This window comes from Paraburkholderia sediminicola (genome assembly GCF_046027825.1).
In the GTDB taxonomy this organism is placed as follows: Bacteria; Pseudomonadota; Gammaproteobacteria; order Burkholderiales; family Burkholderiaceae; genus Paraburkholderia; species Paraburkholderia sediminicola_D.
In genome coordinates this window covers 1-1,461 of the sequence record NZ_JAQQDU010000220.1, presented here as the reverse complement: position 1 = coordinate 1,461, position 1,461 = coordinate 1, and the positions used below count along the sequence as shown (strand labels likewise).

General features: G+C 67.7%; 1 protein-coding gene. It reads left to right on the top strand.

From position 1 onward, the window contains the following. Positions 1-207 precede the first annotated feature (207 nt). On the top strand, positions 208-1,461 hold a 1,254-nt coding region (locus tag PQQ96_RS41945; RefSeq protein ID WP_408303284.1), incomplete at its 3' end, for an IS110 family RNA-guided transposase.

Genomic DNA, 1,461 nt, shown 5'->3' with positions numbered 1-1,461 from the left:
ACCGGTGAACGGCAGCGCCGCGATGACCGACAGACCAATGGTGCGCGCTCGCGGCATGGCCGCCGTGGAGTGAGCCCGCTTAAGAGCATGGTCCGGGATTCGTCGGCGACAGTGGTGAGCGGCGCGAGCCGCATCCCGTTCAGGAGATCGGGTCAATTTCGACGATTCCCATGGCGCTGCCGTTCACGGACGATTCTGGAGCAGGCGATGGCGATGCGCAAGCGAGAAGAAGACGAGGTGTTCCCGAACGCAGCGGGGATCGATGTGGGCGGCTCCAGCCACTGGGTGGCGGTGCCCCGACAGGCCGATGACGAGCCGGTGCGTGAATTCGGGGCGATGACCGATGACCTGAACGCGATGGCCGACTGGCTGCTGGCGTGCGGGGTCGACACGGTGGCGCTCGAATCGACGGGCGTGTACTGGATCCCGGTGTACGAGGTGCTCGAGCGGCGCGGACTCGCGGTATGGCTGGTCGACGCGCGGCAGATGAAGTACGTACCGGGACGCAAGAGCGACGTGCAGGATTGCCAGTGGCTGCAGAAGCTGATGAGCCTGGGGCTGCTGCGCGCGGCCTGGCGCCCGGGCGACGAGGTCTGCGTGGTGCGTGCGGTGGTACGTCAGCGCGAGGTACTGCTGGCCGAACAGGCCAGCTGGGTGCTGCGCATGCAGAAGGCGCTGGTGCAGATGAACCTCCAGCTTGCCGAGGTGCTCACCGACGTGATGGGCATGACCGGGCAGGCGATCGTGCGGGCGATTGTGGCCGGCGAGCGTGACCCCAAGGTGCTGGCCCGGCACCGCAACGGCCGCGTCAAGGCCAGCGAGCGCGACATCGAGCGGGCGCTGACGGGCAACTGGCGCGAGGAGCACCTGTTCGTGCTCGGGCAGGCCCTGGCGATGGTCGACAGCCTGGCCCAGCGGGTGCTCGAGTGCGACGCGAAGACCGAGGCGCTGCGGGTACCGCTCGGGCGTCACGACGTGGAACTGGCCGGGCCGGAGAAGAAGCGCCACAAGAACACCCCGCGGTTTGACGCGCGTACCGCGCTCGCGCGCTGGGCGGGCGTCGACCTGACGCGCATCAACGGTCTGGCGGTCACCACGGTGATGACGATACTCTCGGAGATCGGCCCGGACCTGAGCCGCTTTGCCAACGTCAAGCACTTCTGTTCGTGGCTGGGACTGTGTCCGGGCACCAAGGTCAGTGGCGGCAAGGTGCTCAGCGCCCGCACCCGGTGTTCCACCAACCGGGTGCGCCAGGCGCTCAAGCTGGCGGCCATGAGCCTCTCGCGTAATGACTCGGCGCTCGGCGCGTTCTACCGCCGGCTGTGCTCACGCATGGACAAGCCGCGTGCGAATACCGCCGTCGCCCATAAGCTCGCCCGCATGGTGTACTTCATGCTCACGCGTGGCGAAGCCTTCGTCGACCAGGGCCAGCAGCACTATGAAGAACTGCAGCGTCAGCGC